The organism is Salinibacterium amurskyense, assembly GCF_002797685.1.
GTDB lineage: Bacteria > Actinomycetota > Actinomycetes > Actinomycetales > Microbacteriaceae > Rhodoglobus > Rhodoglobus amurskyensis.
The window spans coordinates 1,612,404-1,631,821 of sequence record NZ_PGFH01000001.1 but is presented as its reverse complement, the minus strand read 5'-3'; the positions used below and the strand labels follow the sequence as shown (position 1 = coordinate 1,631,821).

General features: G+C 60.2%; 13 protein-coding genes and 1 tRNA gene. 2 read left to right on the top strand and 12 right to left on the bottom strand.

Translation table 11 applies throughout. The features are described from left to right. Positions 1-48 precede the first annotated feature (48 nt). From rpsA to polA, 4 genes are all read right to left on the bottom strand, one after another. Positions 49-1,515 (bottom strand): 30S ribosomal protein S1, encoded by a 1,467-nt coding sequence (rpsA, locus tag CLV85_RS07760; RefSeq protein ID WP_100389304.1) that lies wholly within the window; start codon positions 1,513-1,515, stop codon positions 49-51. Positions 1,516-1,749: 234 nt separating this feature from the next. Next, positions 1,750-3,462, bottom strand: a complete 1,713-nt coding sequence (locus CLV85_RS07755; protein WP_100388963.1) for a DUF885 domain-containing protein — start codon at positions 3,460-3,462, stop codon at positions 1,750-1,752. A gap of 37 nt (positions 3,463-3,499) precedes the next feature. After that, positions 3,500-3,766, bottom strand: a complete 267-nt coding sequence (locus CLV85_RS07750) for an HPr family phosphocarrier protein (RefSeq protein ID WP_100388962.1) — start codon at positions 3,764-3,766, stop codon at positions 3,500-3,502. 76 nt (positions 3,767-3,842) lie between these two features. Then, on the bottom strand, positions 3,843-6,491 hold the full coding sequence (polA, locus tag CLV85_RS07745) for a DNA polymerase I (protein WP_189621813.1): 2,649 nt from the start codon (positions 6,489-6,491) through the stop codon (positions 3,843-3,845). 87 nt (positions 6,492-6,578) lie between these two features. Here polA and CLV85_RS07740 point away from each other — a divergent pair, with 87 nt between their 5' ends. Next, the gene (locus CLV85_RS07740; RefSeq protein WP_100388960.1) at positions 6,579-7,010 is read left to right on the top strand and encodes a PaaI family thioesterase; all 432 of its coding nucleotides are present in this window, start codon (positions 6,579-6,581) and stop codon (positions 7,008-7,010) included. 84 nt (positions 7,011-7,094) lie between these two features. Here CLV85_RS07740 and CLV85_RS07735 read toward each other — a convergent pair whose 3' ends face one another. Next, on the bottom strand, positions 7,095-7,700 hold the full coding sequence (locus tag CLV85_RS07735) for an ANTAR domain-containing response regulator (protein ID WP_100388959.1): 606 nt from the start codon (positions 7,698-7,700) through the stop codon (positions 7,095-7,097). 39 nt (positions 7,701-7,739) lie between these two features. On the opposite strand from CLV85_RS07735, the gene CLV85_RS07730 reads away from it, so the two are divergent. Further along, positions 7,740-7,822, top strand: a tRNA-Leu gene (locus CLV85_RS07730). A 115-nt stretch (positions 7,823-7,937) separates the two neighbouring features. On the opposite strand, the gene pyk is transcribed toward CLV85_RS07730, so the two are convergent. The 7 genes from pyk to trpC form a co-directional block, all read right to left on the bottom strand. Then, entirely contained in the window at positions 7,938-9,383 is a 1,446-nt protein-coding gene (gene pyk, locus CLV85_RS07725) for a pyruvate kinase (RefSeq protein ID WP_100388958.1), read from the bottom strand. Positions 9,384-9,429: 46 nt separating this feature from the next. Continuing rightward, positions 9,430-10,887, bottom strand: coding sequence for a glutamate synthase subunit beta (locus CLV85_RS07720; RefSeq protein WP_100388957.1), 1,458 nt, complete (start codon positions 10,885-10,887; stop codon positions 9,430-9,432). Further along, positions 10,880-15,454, bottom strand: coding sequence for a glutamate synthase large subunit (gene gltB / locus CLV85_RS07715; protein WP_100388956.1), 4,575 nt, complete (start codon positions 15,452-15,454; stop codon positions 10,880-10,882). The genes CLV85_RS07720 and gltB overlap by 8 nt, the downstream gene beginning before the upstream one ends. A 107-nt stretch (positions 15,455-15,561) precedes the next feature. Continuing rightward, entirely contained in the window at positions 15,562-16,620 is a 1,059-nt protein-coding gene (gene lgt / locus CLV85_RS07710) for a prolipoprotein diacylglyceryl transferase (protein ID WP_373296749.1), read from the bottom strand. 24 nt (positions 16,621-16,644) lie between these two features. Beyond that, on the bottom strand, positions 16,645-17,427 hold the full coding sequence (trpA, locus tag CLV85_RS07705) for a tryptophan synthase subunit alpha (protein WP_100388955.1): 783 nt from the start codon (positions 17,425-17,427) through the stop codon (positions 16,645-16,647). A 2-nt stretch (positions 17,428-17,429) separates the two neighbouring features. Then, positions 17,430-18,647: a tryptophan synthase subunit beta gene (gene trpB / locus CLV85_RS07700; protein ID WP_100388954.1), complete on the bottom strand. Its 1,218-nt coding sequence runs from the start codon at positions 18,645-18,647 to the stop codon at positions 17,430-17,432. After that, on the bottom strand, positions 18,647-19,417 hold the full coding sequence (trpC, locus tag CLV85_RS07695; RefSeq protein ID WP_100388953.1) for an indole-3-glycerol phosphate synthase TrpC: 771 nt from the start codon (positions 19,415-19,417) through the stop codon (positions 18,647-18,649). Before trpC ends, trpB begins: the two co-directional genes overlap by 1 nt. Position 19,418 lies beyond the last annotated feature (1 nt).

Here is a 19,418-nt window from a genome sequence, read left to right as displayed (position 1 = left end):
TGGCCAGCCTCCCGAAGGAGACTGGCCACAACGTTCAGCTAGGTACTACTAGTTGTTGCTCGAGAGCTTCTCGCGAAGAGCGGCGAGAGTCTCGTCGTCTGCGAGCGTTCCCGCGCCTGCACTCGATGCAGCGTCATCGTTCGAGAACGAGGATGCTCCGGCGGGTGCGCTGCTGATCGATTCTTCCTGAATCGCTGCGGCGGCAACCTGCTTCTTGTGCTGTTCCCAGCGACCCTGGGCAGCAGCGTAATCCTGCTCCCACTTCTCGCGCTGCGACTCGAAGCCGTCTTTCCACTCGTTGGTCTCGGGGTCGAAGCCGTCCGGGTACTTGTAGTTACCCTGGTCGTCGTACTCCGTGAGCATTCCGTAGAGAGCCGGGTCGAACTCGGTACCCTCGGGGTCAACACCCTCGTTGGCCTGCTTGAGGCTCAACGAGATGCGGCGACGCTCGAGGTCGATGTCGATGACCTTGACGAATACTTCGTCGCCAACCGACACGACCTGCTCGGCGAGTTCAACGTGCTTACCCGAAAGCTCGGAGATGTGCACGAGGCCCTCGATGCCGTCTGCGACGCGAACGAACGCACCGAACGGAACGAGCTTGGTGACCTTACCGGGAGCAACCTGTCCGATTGCGTGGGTACGGGCGAATACCTGCCACGGGTCTTCCTGCGTTGCCTTGAGCGACAGCGACACGCGCTCGCGCTCGAGGTCAACCTCGAGGATTTCAACCGTAACTTCCTGGCCAACTTCAACAACTTCTGAAGCGTGCTCGATGTGCTTCCACGAGAGCTCAGAAACGTGGACGAGGCCGTCTACGCCGCCGAGGTCAACGAATGCACCGAAGTTGACGATCGAGGAAACGACACCCTTGCGAACCTGGCCCTTGGCGAGGTTGTTGAGGAACGAAGTGCGGCTAGCCGACTGCGTCTCTTCAAGGAGTGCACGGCGCGACAGAACAACGTTGTTGCGGTTCTTGTCGAGCTCGAGGATCTTGGCTTCGATCTCCTGGCCGAGGTACGGCGTGAGGTCACGAACACGGCGCAGCTCGATGAGCGATGCCGGGAGGAATCCACGAAGTCCGATGTCAACGATGAGTCCACCCTTGACGACCTCGATGACCGAACCGGTGACAACGCCATCCGATTCCTTGATCTTCTCGACGTCGCCCCAAGCACGCTCGTATTGTGCGCGCTTCTTGGAGAGGATGAGGCGGCCTTCTTTGTCTTCCTTCTGGAGAACGAGGGCCTCAACGGTGTCACCAACGTTGACGACCTCAGTGGGGTCAACGTCGTGCTTGATGGAAAGTTCACGAGAGGGAATGACACCCTCAGTCTTGTAACCGACGTCGAGGAGAACCTCGTCGCGGTCGATCTTGACGACGGTACCTTCGATAAGGTCACCATCGTTGAAGAACTTCAGCGTCTTTTCGACCGCGGCGAGGAAATCTTCAGCAGATCCAATGTCATTGATGGCGACCTGCTTGGGTGCCTTGTCGGTCGTTGCGTTTGTCATGTAGTAGTTGCTCCGGTATGGGTCACGCTTCGAGAAGCGCATAATTGGGCCGACGACGAAATGAATCTTGTGGATCGCCGAAGGCAGGCGAATAAGAAGTCGCAATTGCGACACTCCAGCCTAGCCCTTCGAAGCCAACAAAACCAACCGTTAAGCGCCGGTATTTCGCGGATGTCGCTTCACCCGCATCCACAGCGGACCGATACTCGCGTACCGCCAGTGACGACCGCGGGATTACGACGCCGAGTATGGGGCCAAAAGTGCTGCACGGAGCGTGTCAAGACCGACGCCGCCGACGTTAAGAGCTCGCCGGTGGAACTCTTTGAGATCGAAGTCCGCACCCTCGTTGGCTTGGCACTCGTCTCGCAACTGTTCCCAAATGCGCTGACCAACTTTGTAGGACGGGGCTTGCCCTGGCCACCCGAAGTAACGGTTCACTTCGAACCGCACGTTTGCGGGGTCCAAAGTCACGTTGTTCGTCATGAAATCAAGGGCATAGTCCCAATCCCACACGCCAGAACCCGTGAGCTTGGGCTTGCCGAGGTGCACGCCGATGTCAAGAACTACCCGAGCCGCCCGCATCCGCTGGCCGTCGAGCATCCCAAGACGATTCGCAGGGTCGTCAAGGAAGCCCAGATCACTCATGAGTCGCTCAGCGTAGAGCGCCCACCCTTCGGCGTGACCCGAGGATCCGGCCAGCTGACGCCGATACGTGTTCAGCTGATCGCGGTTGTAGACAGCCTGAGCAATCTGAAGGTGGTGGCCGGGAACGCCCTCGTGATAGACGGTCGTTGCTTCGCGCCAAGTCGTGAACTCCGTCACCGATTCGGGAACCGACCACCACATGCGGCCGGGGCGCGAGAAGTCATCGCTGGGGCCGGTGTAGTAGATGATTCCATCGTGCGTGGGGGCGATCATGCATTCGAGAGCGCGCATCGGTTCAGCAATGTCGAAGTGGGTGCCCGCCAGCGCCTCGATCGCTTCATCGCTGAGCTTTTGCATCCACTGCTGCAGTGCATCCGTGCCATGGAGCGTGCGGGAGGGATCAGCGTCGAGAAGCTCGATCGCTTCGGCAATCGAAGCGCCCGGCTTGATCTCGTGAGCAATCTCCTGTTGCTCGGCCGTCATGCGCGCAAGCTCTTCGATTCCCCATTCATAGGTCTCGTCCAGGTCGATTTTCGCGCCGAGGAACGACTGCGACTGCAGCGCGTACAAATCGCGACCGAATGCATCCTGCGATGTTGCATTCGGCGCCAGTTCCTCTGCCAAGAAGTGTTCGAGCTTCTGATAGCTGGATGCTGCAGCCGCTGCGCCCTCCGACAATGCGGAGTCGAGCGTGCTGCTGCCACCTACCCCGGCAGCCTGGGCGATGAACGAGTCAAAGAACCCGCCTGGAGCCGCGATTTGGCGCGCCTGAGCGATCACTTCAGCGACTTGACGCTGGGCAGGAACGACTGAACCTTCGATTCCGTGACGAAGCGTCGCGATGTAGCCGTTGATCGCCTCGGGGATGTTGTGGAGGCGCTCGGCGATGACAGACCAATCCGCTTCAGTCGCGGTGGGCATCAAGTCAAGAACGCCACGAATATCTTGAGCAGGGCTAGCGAGGTTGTTGAGATCGCGTTTCCACAGTTGAGCGGCATCGGAATCGAGATCAAGCTTGAGCGTCGAGACCATCTCTGTCTTGGTGACGACGTCGACGTCATCGACGATGGGCGTCGCTTCTAGCCGCGCCAGCACGTCGCGGGTAGCCGCGACCATATTCGCATGACCTTCGGGCGAGTAGTCGGCATAGCCCGAGTGCTCCCCCGGCGAACCGATATAGGTTCCAATAGCGGGATTCAGGTCCACCAGCTTTTCTACCCACTCCTCGGCGATCGCGTCGATCGGTGTGGCCGCACGGGGTGCATGGTGGGCTGCTGCGGATGAGGTGTTCGTCTCTGACATCGTTGTCGGGCTCCTTCAAGTGGCCGGGGTGGGCGTGTTAGTTGTCGAGTTCGCTTGCGAGCAGCTGCGCGAGAGAATCCAAAGCGGGGTCGGCGCTCTCGTCGTCGGAACTGAGAGTGATCGAGTCTCCGTAGCCGATACCCATCGAGAGCACGCTGAGGATGCTGCCCGCGTTCACGGTCTTGCCCGCGGCATCCGTCAGCATCACTACAACGCCACACTCAGCGACCGCCCGCGCGAATACCGAAGCGGGGCGGGCGTGCAGCCCCACTTTCGAACCAACAGTGACTGTTCTGCTACTCACATCTGCTCCTTCGTGGGGTGCGCGCGTGTTGCTCCCGCTTACCGGGTACGGCGTACGGGATCGGCCACCGGCGCGACTAGTGCGCGGCAGCGTCCCAGTTATGGCCCGTACCGATTTGTACATCGAGCGGAACCGTCAACGACGCAGCCCCTGACATTCGCTCATGAACGAGTGTAGTCATTCGTTCGAGTTCCCCCCCAGCGATCTCAAAGACCAGTTCGTCGTGCACCTGGAGCAACATGCGTGACTGAAGCCCTTCGCTGCGAATGTCTGCATCGATCTGCAACATTGCCCGCTTGAGGATGTCGGCTGCCGAGCCTTGAACAGGCGAGTTGAGGGCCTGACGTTCTGCGTTATCCCGCAGAACGCGATTCTTGGAGTTGAGGTCTCCGAAGGGACGGCGGCGGCCGAAGATTGTCGTGGTGTACCCATCGACTCGAGCCTGCTCAACTACGTTGCGCAGGTAGTCACGCACTGCGCCGAAGCGAGCAAAGTAGTCAGTCATCAGCGCCTTGGCTTCACTGGTCTCGATACGCAACTGCTTGCTCAAGCCGAACGCACTCAAACCGTAGGCGAGCCCGTACGACATCGCCTTGACCTTGGTACGCATTTCGGCGGTGACGTCTGCCGGCTCGACGCCGAAGATGCGAGAGCCGACGAAACGGTGGAGGTCCTCGCCCTCGTTGAAGGCTTGGATAAGGCCCTCATCGCCGGAGAGGTGGGCCATGATGCGCATTTCGATCTGCGAGTAGTCCGCAGTGAGGAGAGTGTCGAATCCCGCGCCTGCTTCGAACGACGCGCGAATCTGTCGCCCTGTGGCCGTCTTGACCGGCACGTTCTGCAGGTTGGGATCGTTCGAGGCTATGCGTCCCGTGCTGGATCCGGCCTGCTCGTAGGTCGTGTGAACACGACCGGAGTCATCGATCGCTTTCTCAATTCCGGTGATGATCTGAACCAGCTTGGTCGCATCGCGATGCTGAAGCAACAGGTCAAGGAACGGGTGAGGTGCTTGTTCTTGGAGATCGGCGAGACTGGCAGCATCCGTCGAGAACCCAGTTTTATTGGCACGAGTTTTCGGCATTTCGAGCTGCGTAAACAGCACGTCTTGAAGCTGCTTCGGGCTACCGAGGTTGATCTCGCGCCCAATCACTTCAAACGCATTCCGGGCGACGTCAGCCGCAGTCGTACTGAGCGACGAGCTGAGATCAGTGAGCAGCTGGCGGTTGACGGCGATTCCGGTGCGTTCCATCTGCGCGAAGACGGGCACAAGCGGCATTTCGATGTCGGTGAGAACCGCAAGGGATCCCTCATCGAGGCGCGACGCAAGGTATTCAGCTAACCGCACGACGTACCACGACTTCGTTGCAGGACTCAGTTCTTCGGTTTCGGGGACCAACTGGTTGGGATCGCCCTGCTCGATAGTTTCACCGAGGTAGCTGTAAACCTGTGCCTCAAGCTCTTCGGGCTTACCACTCGGCTTGAGCACCCAGGCTGCCAACATCGTGTCGAAAGCGACACCGGCAATGTTCAGACCCGAGTCTGCGGCTATCTTGAGCTGCGTCTTGGCGGAGTGCATGAACTTGGGCGAATCACTCGCGAGCCAGGTCGTGAGCGCCTCGTAGTCGGGCCGATCAGCGGCCCAAGGAACGAACGCTGTCTCAGTGGCTGTCGCGAGCCCTAGCCCGGTGACAACACCGTCCACGCTCGTGACCGTGAGCCCGAGCGGCGCCGTGTTGTCTTTGCTGTTGGTAGAAATCCATTTAGCGAGCTCTTCGTCGACCATGGTGCGGATGGCGGGAATCGCCGCCGCGTCATCAACGGCGTCGGATGGTGCCGCGGCAGTCGCGTCGTCGCCGCGTTCGGCGGCAGCGATCTTCATTACTCGCTGCAGCAAGGTCTTGAACTGCAGACGATCGAATACCTCGCGGACGGCCGTCTCGTCGATAGGTCGGCGGTCGAGGTCTCCAACGCTCACCGGCAAGTCGACATCGGTCAGCAAATGGTTGAGCTTGCGATTACGCGCAGGTCGATCGATCTGATCGCGAAGATTTTGGCCGACGACGCCCTTGATCTCGTCAGCGTGAGCCAGCACCTCGTCGAGGGACCCGTACAGATTGACCCATTTGACCGCGGTCTTCTCCCCCACCTTGTCGACGCCGATGAGGTTGTCGCTGGTCTCCCCGACGAGTGCCGCGACATCCGGATACTGATGGGGTTCGACGCCGTAACGCTCGAACACCGCATCGCGGTCGTAACGCTTGAGCTCAGAAACACCGCGAGCGTTCGGGTAGAGCAAGGTGACGTTGTCGTTGACCATCTGGATCGCATCGCGGTCGCCCGAAACCACGAGCACGCGATAGCCGTTCTCCGAGCCCTCGTGGGCCAGAGTGGCGAGGATGTCGTCGGCTTCGAAATCTTCTTTGCTGAGCGTCTGAATGCCCATGGCCTTGAGCGCTTCCTCGAGAAGCGGTATTTGACCGACGAACTCGACGGGCGTCTCGCCGCGGGTTCCTTTGTACTCGGGGTACTCACGGGTACGGAAGGAGTACCGCGAGATATCGAACGCGACCGCTAGATGCGTTGGTTTCTCGTTCTGAAGAAGAGAAATCAGCATCGACAAGAAACCGTGGATGGCATTGGTGTGCTGCCCCTCGCGGTTCTGAAAACTGTCGACGGGGAGCGCATAAAAGGCTCGGAAGGCCAGCGAGTGGCCGTCAATGATCATAAGAGTAGGCTTTTGGGAATCCGACACGCAGCCAGCCTAGCCGGGGCTGCCGACAGCGGAAACGGCCCGACAAGAAGGACACCCTCTGTGAAGTACCCCGATGACCTCGATCCCGAACTAATTGCTCGCCTCGTTGAGTCTGGTGGCGGCTCACTCACCCGAAAAATGGGCATCGAATTTCTCGAGCTCGGCGCTGAACGTTCCGTGGCGACGATGCCAGTGGAGGGCAATACCCAAGTAATCGGCATTCTTCACGGCGGAGCACACGTCGTGCTCGGAGAGTCCCTGGGCTCGATTTCATCCGCGATCCACGCCGGCCCTGGGCGCATTGCCATGGGGATCGAGATCAACGCCACTCATAGCCGATCAGCGCGCTCCGGCGTCGTGACCGCTACCTGCACCGCGCTTGCTCTGGGGCGCACATTAGCGACTCACGAGATCGTCGTTCGTGACGAGCAAGAGCGCCGCCTCTCCACGATCCGGATTACAAACATCCTGAAAGATCGCCCCACGACGTAACCACGGGCGTGTCGCACGCTTGAGAAACACGAAAACCCGGTTCGCCTCGCAATCACGAGGCGGACCGGGTTTTTGGTGAAGCGTCTACTTCTTGGCGCTCAACTGATCGATGATCGCCTGCGAAACATCGTGCATGGTGAGACGGCGATCCATAGAAGCCTTCTGAATCCAACGGAACGCGTCTGGCTCGCTGAGCCCCATCTTCTCGTTGAGAAGCCCCTTGGCGCGGTCGACGAGCTTGCGCGTTTCGAAGCGCTCGACGAGGTCGCTGACCTCGGCTTCCAGCGTAATGATCTGGGTGTAGCGGCTGAGCGCGATCTCGATCGCAGGCAGCAAGTCGTTGGGGGTGAAGGGCTTGACCACGTAAGCCAGAGCGCCGGCCTCAGAGGCACGTTCCACAAGCTCCTTCTGGCTGAACGCCGTGAGAAGCACTACGGGAGCAATGTGGTTGGCGCTCAGGCGCTCGGCTGCGGAGATTCCGTCGAGCTGGGGCATCTTGACATCCATGATGACCAGATCGGGGCGCAGCTCGGTAGCGAGGGCGACAGCGGTCTCGCCGTCACCGGCTTCTCCGACAACCTCGTAGCCGGCATCCCGCAGGATTTCGACAATGTCCATGCGGATGAGCGACTCATCTTCGGCAACGACAACGCGGCGAGGAGCAGTTTGATTGGTGTTTTGGTCAGTCACAGAGCCAAGCCTACGGTATTCTATTCAGCGTTGTAGTCAGCCGAATTGGCGGAATGGTAGACGCGGAGCACTCAAAATGCTTTGTTCGAAAGGACGTGTGGGTTCGAGTCCCACATTCGGCACAGCAAACAAGGGAAAGCCGGGAGCAGTTCTGCTCCCGGTTTTTTCTCGTTAACGAACTCTGCGGCACGAACTCGAAAGTTCGTACCGCAGAGGGGCCTCAGAAGCGTCGTGACGCTACTTTGTGGCCCAAGCCGGTGCCTTGGCGTTGACGGCATCGCCAATGACGTGCACGCGCAAGTCGTTGGTGGAGCCGGAGATTCCGGGAGGGGATCCCGAGATCACGACGACCTTGTCGCCGACCTCTGCGAGTTCCTGTCCGAGAAGAATCTCATCAACCTGGCGGTACATCTCATCGGTGTGAGTAACACGGTCGACAGTGAACGATTCGATACCCCAGATCAGCGACATGCGGCGCTGAATCTCCGGGCTCGGAGTGAACGCCTTCATCGGGATGCGGAAGCGCAAACGCGACATACGACGAGCCGAGTCACCTGATTCGGTGAAGACACAGACGAACTTCGCTTCAACGAACGACGCGACATCTGCAGCGGCCAACGTGATGGCACCACCCTGCGTCTTCGGCTTGGTGCCGAGCTCCGCGATGCGGTCGAGGCCGTGCTCCTCGGTGGACTCCACAATCTTCGCCATGGTCTGCACGGTGATGACGGGGTACTCCCCCACGCTGGTCTCGCCGCTGAGCATGACGGCGTCAGCACCATCGAGGATGGCGTTAGCAACGTCAGACGTCTCGGCACGAGTGGGCACGGGGCTCGAAATCATCGACTCAAGCATCTGCGTCGCGACGATAACGGGTTTCGCCATGCGACGAGCGAGCTCAACGGTGCGCTTCTGAACGATCGGCACTGCCTCGAGCGGAAGCTCAACACCAAGGTCACCGCGAGCAACCATGATCGCGTCAAACGCATCCACAATGGCCTCGAGGTGATCGACAGCCTGCGGCTTTTCGATCTTGGCGATGACGGGAACGCGGCGACCTTCTTCATCCATGATCTCGTGGACGCGGACGATGTCTTCCGCGTTGCGAACGAACGAGAGTGCGATGAGGTCAGCGCCGAGCTTGAGACCCCAACGAAGGTCGTCTTCGTCCTTTTCCGACAGAGCAGGAACGTTGACGGCCACACCGGGAAGGTTGATTCCCTTGTTGTTCGACACTGCGCCAGCAACGACGACCTCAGTCGTAACGACGGTGTCAGTCGCCGAAACAACCTTGACCTTGACCTTGCCGTCATCGATCAGCAGGAAGTCGCCGGGGGCGACGTCTTGGGGCAGTCCCTTGAACGTCGTGCCGCAGATTTCACGGTTACCCACGATGTCTTCGATAGTGATCTTGAAGATGTCGCCAACCGCGAGGTCGTACGGGCCGTCTTCGAACTTGCCGAGACGAATCTTGGGGCCCTGAAGGTCAACCATCACCGCTACCGGCTTGCCGGCATCCTGAGCGGCGCGACGAACGTTCGCGTACACCTCTTCGTGGACGGCGTAGCTTCCATGGCTGAGGTTCATACGGGCAACATCGACACCTGCATCGATGATTGCCCTGATGTTCTCGTAGCTCGACGTAGCCGGGCCGAGTGTCGCGACGATTTTAGCGCGTCTCATATCTTCCTTTGACGGGTTAGTGGTGGTGGTAGTGGTGGTGGAACTCTTAGAGCGTCATACCGCGATCATTCGGGCGAACGGGGAACGGCAATTGCGTCTCCCCCTCAAGGTAGCGATCAACGGCGGATGCCGCAGCCCGACCTTCAGCGATCGCCCATACAATCAGCGACTGGCCACGCCCGGCATCTCCTACGACGTAAACGCCGGGCGTTCCACTTTCGTAGTTGTCGTCGCGGGTGAGGTTGCCACGGTTGTCAGCCTCGAGCGGAAGCTGCTTGTCGAGAGTGTCAGTTTCGGGCCCGGTGAACCCGAGAGCCAGCAGAACGAGATCCGCAGGGATCTCGCGCTCGGTGCCTACCTTTGGTACACGACGACCGTCAACGAACTCAGTTTCGGCAACACGAATAGCGCGCACTTCGCCAACCGAGTTCGTCAAGAACTCAACGGTGGACGCCAAGTACTGGCGTTCGCCACCCTCTTCGTGGGCGCTTGAGACCTCGAAAAGCGTCGGCGTGAGCGGCCAGGGCTGGTGTTCGGGGCGCTCGCTCGGAGGCTGAACACCAATCGCAAGGTTCGTGACAGAGAGCGCACCCTGACGGTGAGCGGTGCCGATGCAGTCAGCCCCCGTGTCTCCACCACCAAGAACAACGACGTGCTTGCCCTCAGCCGTTACCTGTTCGCTCACGGAGTCGCCCGCGACTGCGCGGTTGGACTGAACGAGGTATTCCATGGCGAAGTGGACGCCAAGGGCGTTACGTCCCGGAATCGGCAGATCGCGGGGCACGGTTGCGCCGGTAGCAACCACGACAGCGTCATAACGTGAGCGGAGATCGCTCCACGAGATGTCGACTCCGATGTTGACGCCGGCGCGGAAACGCGTTCCCTCTGCCTGCATTTGAGCGAGGCGCGACTCGATGTGGCGCTTCTCCATCTTGAAGTCTGGAATTCCGTAGCGCAGCAATCCGCCGATACGGTCTTCGCGCTCGAAAACAGCGACGGTGTGGCCGGCGCGAGTGAGCTGTTGAGCGGCAGCGAGCCCCGCGGGGCCCGAGCCGACAACGGCAACGGTCTTGCCCGTCAAGCGTCCGGGCGGGTGGGGCGTGACGTTACCGTCGGCGAAGGCCTGATCGATGATCGAGACTTCGATTTGCTTGATCGTGACTGCCGGCTGGTTGATTCCCAGCACGCACGAGCTCTCGCATGGTGCCGGGCACAAACGTCCCGTGAACTCCGGGAAGTTGTTAGTGGCATGGAGACGCTCGATTGCTTCGGCGCTTTCGCCGCGGCGCATGAGGTCGTTCCACTCCGGAATCAGGTTGCCAAGCGGGCACCCCTGATGACAGAACGGCACGCCACAGTCCATACAACGACCAGCCTGCCGAGCCAACTGCCCCGACTCTTGCTGCTCATAGACCTCTTTGTAATCCATCAGTCGGAGACTGACGGGGCGCCGCTTCGGAAGCTCGCGCTCTTGAACCTTGAGGAATCCCTTGGGATCAGCCACCGGTAACCTCCCTAATTCGTGCCCAGGTAACGTCCCCGTCGGGGTCGAGTCCCTCGGCTAATGCAGTCTCTCGAGTCTGAATGACGGCCGCGTAATCACGAGGCGTAACCTTCGTGAATTGGGCTGCCGTGGCATCCATATCGGCCAGCATGCTTTCGGCAACTACTGACCCGGTCTCTTCGAGATGACGTTCGAGGAGATCCTTGACGATTTCAATATCGGCGCTGCCGAGGCCGCTCAACATGAGCTCCCCTGAACTCAGGGAGTCACCGTTGACACGTTCCTCGCGAAGCTGGTGGATGTAAGCGGTACCGCCTGACATTCCCGCACCTAGGTTGCGGCCAGTGACACCAAGGATCAGCACCAGCCCGCCCGTCATGTACTCGAGCGCGTGGTCGCCGACGCCTTCGGCAACTGCGGTAGCGCCTGAGTTTCGCACCATGAAGCGCTCACCGACTTTGCCGCGGATGAAGATGCTTCCGCTGGTGGCACCGTAACCGATGACGTTTCCGGCGATGACGTTCTTCTCCGCAGCGAACACGCTGGTGAGGTCAGGGCGCACGACAACCGAGCCGCCCGACAATCCCTTACCGACGTAGTCGTTGCTGTCACCATAGAGCTTGATCGAGATGCCGGCGGGGACGAACGCGGCCAGGGACTGACCGGCAGAACCGTGCAGTGTGATCGAGATCGTATCCGCGGGCAATCCGTGCTCGCCATGGCGGCGAGTTACTTCGTGACCCAGCATCGTTCCGACCGCTCGATCGGTGTTGCGAACAGCCAGATCAATCTCGACCGGCTCCTTGTTCTCTAAAGCGGCCTTGCTCAACTGAATGAGCTGTTGGTCGAAGTGCTCAGCGAGTTCGTGATCCTGCTCGGCGGCATGCGTACGAGGCTCAGAGTCACTGAACTCGGGACCGTCGAATACCGGCGACAAGTCGAGGCCGTCAGTCTTCCAGTGCGAAACGGCACGGTCCACATCCAGCAGTTCGCTGTGGCCGATCGCTTCTTCAAGCGTGCGGAAGCCAAGCTCTGCAAGGTATTCGCGCACTTCTTGAGCCAAGAACTCGAAGAAGTTCACGACGAATTCAGGCTTGCCGGTGAAGCGCTCCCGCAACTCGGGATTCTGAGTCGCGACGCCAACGGGGCACGTGTCGAGGTGACAGACGCGCATCAGGATACAACCCGACACAACGAGAGGGGCCGTAGCGAAGCCATACTCTTCAGCGCCCAAAAGCGCGCCGATGATGACATCGCGACCAGTCTTCATTTGGCCGTCTACCTGAACCACGACGCGGTCGCGCATGCCGTTGAGCATGAGCGTCTGCTGGGTCTCAGCCAAACCGATCTCCCAGGGCGTGCCCGCGTGCTTGAGCGAGTTCAGTGGGCTCGCGCCGGTACCGCCATCGTGACCGGAGACCAAGACAACATCCGCCTTAGCCTTCGTGACGCCGGCAGCAACCGCGCCAATGCCCTTCTGGCTTACGAGCTTGACGTGGACGCGCGCCGAGGGATTCGAGCGCTTGAGATCGAAGATCAATTGCTTGAGGTCTTCGATCGAGTAAATGTCGTGGTGAGGCGGCGGCGAAATCAGGCCGACACCGGGAGTACCGTGGCGCGTTCGAGCGATCCACGGGTACACCTTGCCAGCAGGTAGTTGCCCACCTTCACCGGGTTTTGCTCCCTGAGCCATCTTGATTTGGATGTCATCGGCGTGCGTCAAGTACATGCTCGTGACGCCGAAGCGGCCAGAAGCTACCTGCTTGATGGCACTGCGACGGGTCGGGTCGAGAAGACGGTCGACGTCTTCGCCACCCTCACCCGTGTTGGAACGCGCACCGAGTTGGTTCATCGCGATAGCCAGGGTCTCGTGGGCTTCCTTACTGATGGAGCCGTAGCTCATCGCCCCCGTGCTGAAGCGCTTGACGATGCTCGATACTGGCTCGACCTCGTCAATCGAGATAGGCGTACGCTCATCCTTCTTGAACTTAAAGAGGCCACGCAAAGTCATCAAGTTTTCGGCCTGCTCATCAACCTTGGAGGTGTACTCCCGGAAGATGTCGTAACGCCGGTTACGCGTAGCGTGCTGCAGCTTGAACACTGTTTCGGGGTTGAAGAGATGCGGCGGACCTTCACGGCGCCATTGGTACTCGCCACCCGTGTTCAGGCGCTCGTGGACCGTAGGCGCCCGGTCTTCGGGGTACGCAGCAATGTGACGCTCTGCATTTTCACGAGCGATGACATCGAGCCCGATACCGCCAAGGATGCTCTTGGTGCCGGTGAAGTACTGGTCAACGAACGCCTGCGAGAGGCCGACAGCTTCGAAAGCTTGGGCACCCGCATAGGAGCTCACCACTGAGATGCCCATCTTGGACATGATCTTGAGTACGCCCTTACCGAGCGCAGTGATGAGGTTGCGAACAGCCTTCTCAGGCGTGAGTCCGGTGATGGTGCCATTGCGGACGAGTTCTTCCGCGGACTCCATAGCGAGGTAGGGGTTGATGGCGGAAGCACCATAACCGACGAGCAGTGCGACGTGGTGAACTTCCCGAACGTCACCAGCCTCGACGATCATGCCTACCTTCATCCGCTCTTGCTGACGAATGAGGTGGTGGTGCACGGTAGCGAGCATGAGCAAGGACGGAATAGGAGCAAGGTCCTTGTTCGAGTCACGGTCAGAGAGAACGATGAACTCTGCGCCGGCGGCAATAGCAGCATCGGCTTCGGCGCACATCTCGGCGAGCCGGGATTCCATTGCGGAGGGGCCAGCATCAACGCGGTACAGCCCCTTGATCGTCGTCGAAAGACGACTTCCGGGGTGCGGTTCGATGTGCTGGATCTTGGCGAGCTCGTCGTTGTCGATCACGGGGAACGGCAGCGCGACTTGCTTGGCGTGTTCCGGCGTTGCGTTCAGCAGATTGCGCTGCGGACCGATGCCCAGCGCCATGGAGGTAACGACAGCCTCTCGAATGGAGTCGAGCGGCGGGTTTGTGACCTGCGCGAACTGCTGAGTGAAGTAGTCGAAGAGCAGCCGTGGGCGCTGTGAGAGCACGGCAATCGGAGTATCCGACCCCATGGCACCCAACGGCTCGGCGCCGAGCCGCGACATGGGCTCGATGAGGATGCGCACTTCTTCCTCGGTGTAACCGAAGGTGCGCTGACGACGAGTGACCGACGCGGGTGTGTGCACGATGTGCTCGCGCTCAGGAAGCTCTTCGAGGGCAATTCGACCGCTCTCGAGCCACTCAGCCCAGGGCTGCGATGCAGCGAGCTCTGCCTTGATTTCGTCATCTTCGATCAGGCGACCAGCGGCCGTGTCAACGAGGAACATCTTGCCGGGGCGGAGACGTCCCTTACGAACAACCTTCGTCGGTTCGACGTCGAAGACGCCGATCTCGCTCGCGAGAACAACGAGACCGTCATCCGTCACCAAGTAACGTCCGGGGCGAAGTCCGTTGCGGTCGAGAGTGGCACCCACGAGAGAGCCGTCGGTGAAGACAAGGGCGGCAGGACCATCCCACGGTTCCATGAGCATCGAGTGGTACTCGTAGAAGGCACGACGACGCGGATCGGTATCGGTCTGGTTTTCGTACGCTTCGGGAACCATCATCATCATGGCGTGCGGCAATGAACGACCAGCCAAGTTGAGCAGTTCGACAACCTCATCGAACGAAGCCGAGTCGCTGGCACCCGGAGTGTTGACCGGAAGGATGTCCTTGATGTCACCAAAGACCGCGGACTCGAGCTGAGACTGACGGGCGCGCATCCAGTTGCGGTTTCCCTGCACGGTGTTGATCTCGCCGTTGTGAGCGACCATGCGGAACGGCTGCGCAAGCGGCCAGGACGGGAACGTGTTTGTGGAATAGCGCGAGTGAACAAGCGCGAGCTTGGACGCGAAGCGCTCGTCTGACAGGTCAGGGTAGAACGGCTCGAGCTGAAGCGTCGTAACCATTCCCTTATAGGTGATCGTGCGACACGACAACGACGGGAAGTACACGTGAAGCTCGCGCTCGGCGCGCTTACGCAGGCGATACGTCTGGCGATCAAGGTGAATGCCGCGAAGCGTTCCCTTGAGATCGACTCGCTTCGACTGCAGGAAGAGTTGTTCGAACGCGGGCATAGCGCCGCGAGCCAGCGAGCCAAGCTCTCCCGGCTGGATCGGAACGTCGCGCCAGCCGAGAACGGTGAGGTCCTCTTCTTCAGCGAGCTTCTCGATGCCCTCTTTCACCTCGGCGCGCGCTGCGCTGTCGAGGGGCAAGAACGCGATGCCGGCGGCGTAGCGACCCTCGGTAGGCAGCTCGAACTCTACGACGTCGCGGAAAAACGCATCCGGAATTTGGAGCATGATGCCAGCACCGTCACCGGTACCGGCGTCGGAACCGACTGCGCCACGGTGTTCGAGATTACGCAGCGCCTCGAGGGCGGTCGCAATAATGTCGTGCCCGGGCGTGCCACGCAGCGTCGCCACCATGGCGAGCCCGCAGGCATCTTTCTCGTTTGTTGGGTCGTACATCCCCTGTGCTGCAGGGATCGATCCAAAGCGTTCAAAGGGTGGGGTAACAGCCATGCCGTACCGTCCTCACGTATTACTGGTGCGGAGAGGGACTTCTATGGCCCAGAGACAATTTTCAGGGCCTGATTCGGGCCTGAGGGTGTGCGACCGCTTGTGGCGGACTATTTCGAAGCTACGACAGGAGCGGACTCCTCGACAGCGTTGACGACAATGTCATGCTCGGAATAACGATCTTCGGAGTTTACAACACCATCGGCAGACCACGTGTGTCCGTCAACGTAGGCCGTCTTTTCGGCGCCTACGTGTCGACGTGACTGGATGATGAAGAGCACGATACCGAGAGCAACAGTCAACAGGGCGCCCCAGACATTCACGCGCAGCCCGAGAATCACTTCGCTGGGGTCGATGCGAATCGACTCAAACCACACTCGGCCGATTCCGTACCACATCATGTACAGCGCCCAGACCTTGCCCCACTGCAAACGGACCGGACCGGTGGGCGCGAAGACGGGAAGGTTAAGACCGAGAACGTGCTTCTTGACGAAGCCGTACTGGCGCTCCATGGTGAGCAGGAACACGATGCCCACGACATTCCAGATCATTTCGTAGAGGAACGTCGGGTGGAACAGCGTGTCGGCGGGAAGCCCCACCGGAATAGCGGAGTTGCCGGCATCGATCTGCAGGCCCCACGGCAATGCCGTCGGCTGCCCGAAGAGCTCCTGGTTGAAGTAGTTACCGAGGCGACCAATGGCCTGAGCCAAAAGCATGGCGGGAGCCAGAGCATCCGCAAAGCTCCAGAAACGGATCCCCGTGATGCGGGCTCCGATGTAGGCACCAACAGCGCCACCGATGAGCGACCCGAAGATGGCGTTGCCACCGTTCCAGATGCGGATGATCTCCCACGGGTCTGCCCCGTCGTAGAAGTAATCGCCGGGGTGAGTCGCGACGTGGTACAGGCGGGCACCGACGAGACCGAGCGGCACCGCCCAGATGATGATGTCAATGACGATTCCGGGTTCGGCGCCGTGACGTGTGAGGCGACGTTCGGTGAGCATCGTCGCCGCGATGATTCCCAGCAGGATGCAAATCGCGTACGTGTGAATCTGGACTGCTTGACCGAAGTCGAGGCCGACAGCACTGAACCACTGATCGAACGGGATCGTAACAAGCGTCGACCACGAGTCAGGTGGGCTCGGGATACTGAGGGGCACTAATGACAAGGAGGTCACCTTTCTGGACTGCGACTAAGCAAGAGTACCGGTCGCGAGTGACGCTGCAGTCTTCGCGACAGCATCCACCCCACCGGTCGACAAAGCACTGACGAACACTGAACCGACAATCGCACCGTCGGCGTAGGTGAGGACCTCACGGACCTGTTCGGCAGTAGAGATACCTAGACCAACGCAGGCGCTGGTGGAGCCAGCTTCACGCAGACGTGCCACGAGAGTCTTGGCTGCAGCGTCGACGTCGGAACGTGCGCCCGTAATTCCCATCGTGGAGACGGCGTACACAAACCCGGTGCTCGCTTCGACCGCACGAACGAGGCGCGCGTCGCTCGACGACGGAGCCGCGAGGAACACTCGGTCGAGACCTGTTCGCTCGGATGCAGCGATCCAGTCAACCGCTTCGTCGCTCACGAGGTCAGGAGTAATGATTCCGGACCCGCCGGCAGCCTTGAGCTCATCGGCGAAACGATCAACGCCGTACTGCATGATCGGGTTCCAGTAGCTCATCAGAACAACCGGCGCCGAAACTCGAGAGGTAATCTCGCGAACCGCATCGAAGCCGTCTTGAAGGCGAAAACCGTTCGACAGCGCGGTCTGCGTTGCCTTCTGGATTGCGGGACCGTCCATAACCGGGTCAGAGTACGGCAGGCCGAGTTCAATAACATCGACGCCGTTCTCCGCCATTGCGACTGCCGCCTCGATACTCTCGGCAACGGTCGGAAAACCGACGGGCAAGTAACCGATGAGGGCTCCGCCACGTTCCGCGTTGGCGCGAGCAATCGCCGCTTCTACTGCGCTCACGGCTACTCCCCTGCCTTGTTGGCTTCGGCTGAATCAATCAGTTCAAAATACTCGGCCGCTGTTTCCATGTCTTTGTCTCCGCGACCGCTGAGGTTCACGAGGATGACCGATTCTGGGCCCAACTGCTTGCCGAGCTTGATCGCTCCGGCCAAGGCGTGCGCAGACTCAATAGCGGGGATGATTCCCTCGGTGCGGCTCAACAGTCGCAGAGCCTCCATCGCTTCGGCATCGGTGATCGGTTCGTAGTTGGCGCGGCCGATGTCCTTGAGCCAAGAGTGTTCGGGGCCCACTCCGGGGTAGTCGAGCCCTGCCGAGATCGAATGCGATTCAACGGTCTGACCTTCGTCGTCCTGCAGCATGTAGCTGCGAGCACCGTGCAGAACGCCGGGGCGTCCCTTGGTAAGCGTGGCAGCGTGACGCTCGGTCAAGTGCCCTTCCCCGGCTGCTTCATAGCCGTAGAGGGCCACGTCGGTGTCGTCGAGGAAGGCGTGGAAGATTCCCATCGCGTTGCTACCGCCACCCACGCACGCGGCGACTGCGGTTGGTAGTGCTCCGGTGAGTTCGAGAACTTGTTTGCGCGCCTCATCACCGATGACACGGTGGAAGTCGCGCACCATGACGGGGAAAGGATGAGGGCCGGCAACGGTGCCCATGAGGTAGTGGCTGTCTTCAACGTTGGCGACCCAGTCGCGCAGTCCCTCGTTGATCGCGTCCTTCAGCGTGCGCGAGCCTGCCGTAACGGGGATGACTTCTGCCCCGAGGAGGCGCATGCGCGCAACGTTGAGCGCTTGGCGCTCAGTGTCGACCTCGCCCATGTACACGACGCACGACATTCCGAAGAGGGCAGCTGCAGTGGCCGTGGCTACACCGTGTTGTCCGGCGCCGGTCTCCGCAATCAGACGTGTCTTACCCAATCGGCGGGCGAGCAGCGCCTGGCCGAGAACGTTATTGATCTTGTGCGAACCCGTGTGGTTGAGATCTTCACGCTTGAGGATGATCCGAGCGCCACCGGCGTGTTCCGCAAAACGCGGTACCTCAGTGATGATCGAAGGACGGCCCGTGTAACTCGCGTGGAGCTCAGCAAGCTCAGCAGCAAACTCCGGATCGTTCTTGGCTTCGTTGTAAGCGGCATCCAACTCATCGAGCGCAGCAATGAGCGATTCTGGAACGAATCGCCCGCCGAACTCACCGAAGTAGGGGCCCAGTTCATCTTTCAGCATTAGCAGTCCAAAAAGTCTTGCAAAGTGGCGATCGGGTCGCCCGTGACGAGAGCTTCGCCCACGAGAACGACATCCGCTCCCGCGTTGCGGTAATGCGCAACGTCTGCGGCGGTTTTCACTGCCGACTCTGCGATGCGGATGACTCCGCTAGGAATCTGGTCAGCGAGTTCGCCGAACAGATTTTGGTCAAGTTCAAACGTGCTCAAGTTGCGAGCGTTGACTCCCACGAGGCTCGCTCCCACGTCGAGGGCTCGAGAAACTTCCTCTGCTGAGTGTGTTTCCACCAGCGGAGTCATACCGAGCTGCACGATGAGGTTGTAGAGCGTGGTCAATGTGGGTTGATCCAGCGCCGCAACGATCAAAAGAACGAGGTCAGCACCGGCGGCACGAGCCTCAAACACTTGATAAGGCTCGGCGATGAAGTCCTTACGCAACACGGGAAGCCGCACTACAGACTTCACCGTCATGAGGTCATCGAGCGAACCGCCGAAGCGGCGCTGTTCGGTGAGCACGCTAATCGCGCTCGCGCCCCCGGTTTGATACGAGGTGGCGAGCGACGCAGGATCAGTGATCTCCGCGAGGGCACCGCGAGACGGACTCGATCGCTTGATTTCAGCGATGATATGCACACGCTCGCGAGGAGACAGCGCTTCAAGAGCATCCAGCGCCGGAGCAGCGTCAGCCGCAGCGCGCTCTACAGCGGCGAGACTGACAGACTCACGACGGACGGCGGCGTCTTCGAGAGCGCCGTCAACTAAATCGGAGAGCACT